The sequence below is a fragment of the Nostoc sp. genome (assembly GCF_036916655.1).
Taxonomy (GTDB): domain Bacteria; phylum Cyanobacteriota; class Cyanobacteriia; order Cyanobacteriales; family Nostocaceae; genus Nostoc.
In genome coordinates, this window is the sequence record NZ_JBALFY010000020.1 from 1 (window position 1) to 7,491 (window position 7,491).

The 7,491-nt window shown below is 40.2% G+C and carries 7 protein-coding genes; 2 read left to right on the forward strand and 5 right to left on the reverse strand.

Going from position 1 to position 7,491, the window contains the following annotated elements; all coding sequences use genetic code 11:
- Positions 1-74 precede the first annotated feature (74 nt).
- The 4 genes from V7L31_RS05280 to V7L31_RS05295 form a co-directional block, all read right to left on the reverse strand.
- Positions 75-305 carry a hypothetical protein gene (locus V7L31_RS05280; RefSeq protein ID WP_334695273.1) on the reverse strand — a complete coding sequence of 77 codons (231 nt, stop codon included), beginning with the start codon at positions 303-305 and terminating at the stop codon, positions 75-77.
- 1,021 nt (positions 306-1,326) lie between these two features.
- On the reverse strand, positions 1,327-1,869 hold the full coding sequence (locus V7L31_RS05285) for a DUF4334 domain-containing protein (protein ID WP_334695274.1): 543 nt from the start codon (positions 1,867-1,869) through the stop codon (positions 1,327-1,329).
- A gap of 332 nt (positions 1,870-2,201) precedes the next feature.
- Complete coding sequence (locus V7L31_RS05290) at positions 2,202-2,354, reverse strand: Uma2 family endonuclease (RefSeq protein ID WP_334695275.1); 153 nt, start codon at positions 2,352-2,354, stop codon at positions 2,202-2,204.
- A gap of 527 nt (positions 2,355-2,881) precedes the next feature.
- Positions 2,882-4,297, reverse strand: a complete 1,416-nt coding sequence (locus V7L31_RS05295; protein ID WP_334695276.1) for a right-handed parallel beta-helix repeat-containing protein — start codon at positions 4,295-4,297, stop codon at positions 2,882-2,884.
- A 600-nt stretch (positions 4,298-4,897) separates the two neighbouring features.
- On the opposite strand from V7L31_RS05295, the gene V7L31_RS05300 reads away from it, so the two are divergent.
- Both V7L31_RS05300 and V7L31_RS05305 read left to right on the forward strand, forming a co-directional pair.
- A complete protein-coding gene (locus V7L31_RS05300; protein WP_334695277.1) occupies positions 4,898-5,179 on the forward strand; it encodes a peptidase in 282 nt (93 codons plus the stop codon).
- 220 nt (positions 5,180-5,399) lie between these two features.
- Positions 5,400-5,660 (forward strand): DUF7219 family protein, encoded by a 261-nt coding sequence (locus tag V7L31_RS05305; protein WP_334695279.1) that lies wholly within the window; start codon positions 5,400-5,402, stop codon positions 5,658-5,660.
- A gap of 522 nt (positions 5,661-6,182) precedes the next feature.
- Here the strand turns inward: V7L31_RS05305 and V7L31_RS05310 are convergent.
- The gene (locus tag V7L31_RS05310) at positions 6,183-7,412 is read right to left on the reverse strand and encodes a calcium-binding protein (protein WP_334695278.1); all 1,230 of its coding nucleotides are present in this window, start codon (positions 7,410-7,412) and stop codon (positions 6,183-6,185) included.
- Positions 7,413-7,491: the final 79 nt, after the last annotated feature.

The window sequence follows — 7,491 nt, forward strand, 5'->3', positions numbered from 1 at the left end:
GTCAGTGGAGTATGCTTTCATTCCAGATACACTTTGCTACAACATTCATCATCTTCCCACATTGTGTATTTCACTCAAGCGAGAACCGCTATAGTTAGTTTGCTCGGATTTGTACCAACAATTATCAAGTCATCTGTGATACTCAAACCACTACCAGTCAAACTGATGGTATGAGCTAGCCCATCTGTAAACAGCCCACCAAAATTGATGATATCTTTTCCTGAAAGAGCATTGGCATTTAGAACTGCCTGCCGCAGTGAACCTGCACCACTGTTGTTCGTATTAGTGACGGTAAATGTAGACATTCAGATTTCTCCTATTTTTTGACGTTGTATAAAATTTGATATCAAGACAACTGCGATCACCCTACTGGTTTACCAACCCCAAAATGCGCTTTTTCGGATTGGGGTGCTTATTTTAACAATTCGCTTTTTCTTAATTCGTAATGGACTTTGCCCCGCTCCGAACGCGAGTGCGTCTCGTAGAGAATAGAGAAATTACGTGAAAGTGACAGGGATTTATACCCCGAAACTTTCACATGCTGCTTGATAGAAGCTATGCAACACAATACTTGTCGGGTTTTGGGGAAAAGGGGAAGGGGAAAGAAAAAACCTTTAACCTTTTCCCAAAACCCAATTCCGAGTTAAAAATGCAAAACCTACGCAGTATTGCTATGCAACGTGATAAATTTAAGTAGACAATTATTGCCCCCTCTTGAAATAAATGTTTAGTTGGTCAGTTGTTAATTCTGGTAATTTTACTTACTATTTGTCTTATTTTCTGGCTCAAAATTTCTTTGCTTTAGATTAAACTGTGTTATGCAAGAAATACACAGTATTTTTACTGCTCTTTTACTATTTTTCATTATACGTATCAATAAGAGTGCCTTTAAAGGTCGCAGAGATAGCGATCGCTACATCTCACTTGAAAATTTTGCTGGTCAAACTGCAAACTTCTTTGTTTCCTGAAAAGAAAGGTGAGCGATTCGCTATACTCTTGCACCACTACTCGTTGAAGAATTAGAAATTGTTGAAGCTAACACAATCCCGACGGTAGAAGACAGATACGATTGGCAAACCCAAAAACATATTTGTTTCGGTTGGATGCTGTTTACTTTTTCTAGCTTTCTTGGGAGTGCTTCTTTTGGTGATGAGTTTCACTAATAACATTCATTGGACAAAGTTTATATTCTTGAAGAAGAATTCAGCTATTCCCAATACATCCGTCAGCAATCTTTCAGTCGCGGGTCAGAATCCCCCACTGAATTGTTGCACCACGCTTATCTTCGATGCGATCACTTTAGCGTAATAGAGCCGATTTAAAAAGCTAAAGGCATCGCTTGAGAATAAAAAAGAAAGGTTGAGGTATGTTTTTATGATCCATAATTCCTAACACAGTATTTTCATCTACTTTTTTGAAAGAATCATTGATTGGCAAATAATCATAAATCATTGTAGCAGTCACTTTTCCTCTATATTCCATCATCCGCAGTCTGGCTTGACTTTTATCGGTTTTAAGTAAAGAATTAATTGAGGTCAGCAATGGTTTGAGAGAATCATTTTTGGGGATCGGCAATTTTAAAACCCAGTTCATTAAAGTGGGGTTAGGCGCAACCTGGAAAATTTTTTCCTGACCATCTAAAAATAATAACGGATGAATATTGTCAGAATCTATAAATTCCTTCCCATACCAATTGGAAATTTCCAATAAACCATCCATTGGATGATTTGTATGCAGTCCAGACCCTTGCCAACGACCAAACATAAAGCCTAAATCTACGGGTTCAAGGGTGTCAAATAATTCTAAAGCTTTTTCTGTCGTAGTTTTACCCGTTTTCAGTATCAACTGATAATTCTTTAATGTTTCCATTGTGACTTTCCTTATACTTGTAATCGTGGCAACACGAGCTTTTAATGCTCATTCTTTCGTTCTGCGTTAGCGTTCGCGCAGCGTCTCTTCGAGAAGCTTACCGGAGGTATCGCTTGCCTCTAATGTTAGATGAGTATCATAATAGGCTCACTTGGAAAAAAAATATCCCTTTTCCGCCCGTCTCGGTGAGCGCAATTTCTAGAAGCTTTAGCAACCCTTAAAAATTAATGCGACGATAGATTTCAGTCAGGGGAATTTCTACATTTAAACTGTGCAGAACAATCGTCCGCTCAAGGTGAGAGTGAACTTGCCATAACCAGCGCTCGTTACTGTTACGATCCCGCGTTATGATACTGCTCAATGTAGGGTTCAGTTTGACTCACAAGCAGATATTCACAAAAGCTGGCAATCGAGCGATATTTTCTGAACTTGTCCCCGCGATCATAAGCAACAGTCAGGGGCGAAAAAACTTCGACAATAAGCATTGGATTCAGAATTTCATCATTGCGTAGACGCAAAGCGGCTTGTCGTAGACATTGCCATTGAACTCTGATTCGCCGTTAACAACCATCAAATCGGTATAAGTCCCACACTGATATTCAGGAATTTAAAAAAAGCAAGTCGCTATTATACAAACGAAAATCGGTGTCTCTCAGTAAAAATCCCAAGTAAATTAAAAAGTTGCTGGCGATGTCTCACGACAAGCCGCTTTGCGTCTACGCACTGTGAGTAACCGATCCTCCCGATATAGTAATAACCTCTCCGTTGCTGAAGTCAATGGCGTTCTGGGTTGGTTTCTTCCATAGCCCCATACTCGTCTAACCTCAGGCGAGTTGTTATTACATCACAGGGACTGGTTTGAGCAAAGACCACAATCAACCTCTTGAATAATTACCTCTAAAACTATTATCGGCAATGGAACAAAGAATTGTTAGTGAACGAATTCTCACCAAGCTATTGATTGGCTTGGTGAGAATTTTAATCGCTTTCTAAAAAATATTAAGGTAAATAGTTAAACTCTCACGACTGAACCAATGTTTATGAATTTACCTACGAGATTATCAAGCTTGATAAACTTATTTGAATCCTCTTCGGGTGTGTCAAAGTTACAAGCGATGGTGCTGTAGTTCAGTGTGGCAGTAGTATAGTCAGCAGAGTAATTGTAAATGCCGCCACCTTCACCAGACTCTTTTGCACCAGAACTGAGTTCGATCCCGAAAGCTCTATTGTGTCTGATAGTGCTGTTCCCCACCGTTAGGATGCCATTATTATAGATACCACCACCAAAGTGTGCCTGATTGCCACTAATGGTGCTATGACTTATAATCACATTACTTTCTGCGTAGATGCCGCCGCCACCAAAGTGTGCCGAATTGCCACTAATGGTGCTATGACTTATGATCACATTACTTTCTGCGTAGATGCCGCCGCCATTGCCCGCAAAATTGCCACTGATGGTGCTATAACTCACTGTACCTCCAACTGAAAAGATACCGCCGCCTATGCCATCGCTATCGCTATACACGGAATTGTCACTGATGGTGCTGTAACTTACTGTACCTCCAACTGAAAAGATACCGCCGCCTATGGGCGCAAAATTGCCACTGATGGTGCTGTGACTCATCGTACCTTCCAATAAATAGATACCGCCCCCAGCTCCTCGCGCTGAATTGTTATTGATGGTGCTGTAATTCACTGTACCTCCAACTGAAAAGATACCGCCCCCAGATTCTGCTGCTGAATTGTTAGTGATGGTACTATAATTCACAAATATCGAGTTGGAGTTGATACCAGTTTTCAAAGACTGTTCAGAAAAGATACCACCACCCTCGTATCCAGATGTGTTACCAGTAATGTTGCTACATTTCACTGTGAGGCTGCCAGTGCTGTAAATACCGCCGCCATAGCTGCTTTCGTAGAAGACATCAGTAGCCGAGTTGTTACTAATAGTACTGTAGTTTACTGTGAGGCTGCCAGCGTTGTAAATACCACCACCCGCGCCGATAGTGTTTCCGTCTAAATCTCTGGCATTATGGTATACTATGTTACCAGTTATTACGCTATTGTTTAAGGTAAGAACACCTTCATTGGAAATACCACCACCCCCTGGTGTGCCATTGTAGCTATTGTATGTATTGGTAATAGTCAGTCCATTGATTGCAGATGTTACACCACTGGTAATATCAAAAACACGATCAGCACTATCATCCTTAATAGTTAGTTTGCTCGGATTTGTACCAACAATTATCAAGTCATCTGTGATACTCAAACCACTACCAGTCAAACTGATGGTATGAGCTAGCCCATCTGTAAACAGCCCACCAAAATTGATGATATCTTTTCCTGAAAGAGCATTGGCATTTAGAACTGCCTGCCGCAGTGAACCTGCACCACTGTTGTTCGTATTAGTGACGGTAAATGTAGACATTCTGATTACTCCTGTTTTTTCGGTGTTTAAAAATTGATATCAAGACAAATGCGATCGCCCGACTAGTCTGCCAAGCCCAAAATGCGCTTTTTCAGATTGGGGTACATATTAGAGGTTAAAACAATTTCCCAAATAGCCAAGTTTACTCTCGTGAACTACTGAGAGCATTTTGAGATTTAAGTCTTAATTTTTTGACTTAATTGTGATGAATGTAAGTAGATTAATTCATTAACTAGCACTTCTTCTTTTTTAAAGATTTTATTTATATCTATGTCAATACTGTGTCATTAATATGTCAAATATGTATTGAAAATTTCCACTATAAATCTTTCTAAAGATAGATGAATTCTTCAAGCAAAGGGCATCGAAATCCTCATTAAAGAATAGTATTTTACTTTGTTTAAATAATTTAGCTGTGGTAGTTTACTTATCGTCTTGTCCGATTTGAAAATGAACAAACCACCTTTAGCTAGAATTTTATTTGCAGAGAGCAGATTTTCAGTTGCAGGTATTGGAGTGTAGAAAATTAAGAACAAACAAGCTTTATTTCAGATTTGGGCATCTTTAATAAATTTAAAGTGACTTAACTAGAAATTACTTATGAACCGAGCTTTTCGCAAATATCATCATCAGATTGCCATTATTCTATGTCTGCCCTTGTTTGTGACTGTGCTAACAGGTATGTGTTTTACTGTTGTCCATGGATGGTTTCATCAACGAAAACTAGGTCAATTTATTCTGCAAATTCATACCTTAGAAATCATCCATTTAGAAAAAATATATCCAATTTTAAACGGTTTGGGATTAATTGGTTTGTTGATTACTGGTTTGAGTATGACAGGCTTATTTCGTCAACACTCAAATTCACAAACCAAAGCATAGTTTTTAGTTTCAAAACGTGATACCAACCTGGCGGTAGACTTTCAGCAAAAAGAATATCTTCCCCTCAATCTATTTATGGGGATTATCTTTTTACTTCTTAATCATTTCGTCTCTGTCCTTCAAACCAATGTCTCGACGAATACTTTTGCCTACTTGCATAAATTTGAAATTAATGCTGATAACTACATACAAGACAAACTTGATTGAGACAAGTGAACTAATGGACGAGCCTAATCAGTCAGACAAAAACAAATTTCTTTACCCTCGCAGTCGCTACTACAGTCAATTTCAGCCGGATAACCTAGTATTTAATGCCAATCTCCAAGAATTCACACAAAAGGTTGGCTATATTACCTGTTTACAAACCAATGGTAAGCTTGCCCCAGAAGATGCTTACAACCAGATTAAAGCACTTTGGAAACAGTTGAAGCGCAGTAAAAAACAACTCTTGATTGGTAACGTGCAACCAGAGCAGCCCTAAAATTATAGCGTTCGCCTACCCCCGATGCGCCTGTTGTGCCCGTAGCCGAGCAACAAAAGGAATTCAATGATGAGATTAACTCCCTCAGAACAGAAATTTATGGGCTTCGCCTTGCTCTTATTAACGCGGGATTATCATCTCTCAGAGAGAGGGTTGAGAACATACCCAGAGGCAAAATCAAATTCTCACATTCTGATCATGATGCTAAACAGGGGCAACTAAGACTGAACTGTGTGAGCGGATAAACATCAACGACAGTCAAATCAATCAATGGGCAACGATACTCAATCTTGAAGAAAGATGAATACCTATTTCAATTGACTGGGTAGAAGAAGCCCATTACTGCTCGGGAGTACTTCCTGGTATTGGATGACGACCAAAAACTAAAAACTTGGGGCGAAAATTAATCAGTAGTCAGAGGGCGATCTTCCTTGAGGCAAAACGCGTTCCTTCTCTAACTACTACTTGTAGAGTGGGGCATCTCGCCCACTCTACAAGTAGTAATTTATTTGTTGTCAATTCCTAATGAGTAATCCTAAGCACATTGTGCTGTGGAGTAACGCCGAGAAAGTCGATTTGCTCAACATTCAAGACATTCAAAGTAAACTGATCACGCTTAACGGTGTAATTGTGGCAGCTGCCTGTAATAATGTAATCACTTTTGAAATCAGGCAGAATTAGCTTGTCCCATCCTGAACCACCATCAATGGTGGCATTACCATAACCAACATCAAATGTGTCGTTTCCAGATCCACCTTTAATTAAGACATCGGCAATATCGCCCCCTTGGTTTGAAACGGGATTACCGTTAGCATCAATTCGACGGGCTTTGAAGTAATCGTTACCGGTTCCTCCATCAATAGTGCCGCCTTGAATGCCAACACTAGTGCCATAGCCAGTAAGAATATCCGCTCCTGCCCCTTCATAAATAATGCCATTAGTATTAAGAATACCTGTGCCTTTACTAATGCCAGTACCAATGATAGTGTCATTGCCATCACCTAAATCGATGGTAGCACTGTTAAGAATGCCTATACCTATACCAGGTGGAACTATTCCAATTTCAGGATGAGCAGGAACCGAGTCCCCTGCACCGCCTGTACCCGTGCCAGAAATCAAGTCGTTTCCCTGCCCTGTACTAATTACGCTACCCTGGCTGTTGGAGATACCTATACCATTCCACGCAGAGTAATCCTGCCCATTTGGGTTTAGGGACCCACGACCGCCCTTGCCGATACCAGTAATAGAATCGTTTCCAAAGCCTCCACTAATCACGCTACTACCACTGTTGAAGATGCCTGTAGCATTATTACTGATTCCATAGCCAGTACCCACAGCAGTTCCAAAAATAGTGTCATTCCCTTTTCCTCCATCAATGAGGCTATGCTGAGTGTTATTGATGCCTGTAGCATCAGCTTGTCCCTCACCTTCTACAGTTCCAAAGATAGTGTCGTTCCCTTTTCCTCCATCAATGCGGCCATACTGAGTATTATTGATGCCTATACTTGAGCTGATTGTAAAATCGCCAATTCCCGCTCCGCTTCCCTTGATCAAATCATTTCCGTCTCCTCCATTAATGTAGCCATGTGTGTTAGAGATACCTATAGCAGGTGGTCCAAAGTTTCTATACCCGAAGCCACCAATCCCTGTACCAGAGATAGTATCGTTACCTGCTTGAGTATCAATGACTCCGTTTTTTAGAACCTCAATTCCGATTGCATCATTATTTGGCAATAATCCCGGATTTCTCACAAGCCGAAAAAAAATAGGGGTCAAAAACTGTCAAAATGTCTATTGCACATGAATTTCAGCAGTTTTAAGCATGACCCCC

What these genes read in the sequence shown, in the direction of transcription:
- V7L31_RS05280 (WP_334695273.1), bottom strand. Translation starts at nt 305, where the DNA reads ATGTCTACATTTACCGTCACTAATACGAACAACAGTGGTGCAGGTTCA.
- V7L31_RS05285 (WP_334695274.1), bottom strand. Translation starts at nt 1,869, where the DNA reads ATGGAAACATTAAAGAATTATCAGTTGATACTGAAAACGGGTAAAACT.
- V7L31_RS05290 (WP_334695275.1), bottom strand. Translation starts at nt 2,354, where the DNA reads ATGCTTATTGTCGAAGTTTTTTCGCCCCTGACTGTTGCTTATGATCGC.
- V7L31_RS05295 (WP_334695276.1), bottom strand. Translation starts at nt 4,297, where the DNA reads ATGTCTACATTTACCGTCACTAATACGAACAACAGTGGTGCAGGTTCA.
- V7L31_RS05300 (WP_334695277.1), top strand. Translation starts at nt 4,898, where the DNA reads ATGAACCGAGCTTTTCGCAAATATCATCATCAGATTGCCATTATTCTA.
- V7L31_RS05305 (WP_334695279.1), top strand. Translation starts at nt 5,400, where the DNA reads ATGGACGAGCCTAATCAGTCAGACAAAAACAAATTTCTTTACCCTCGC.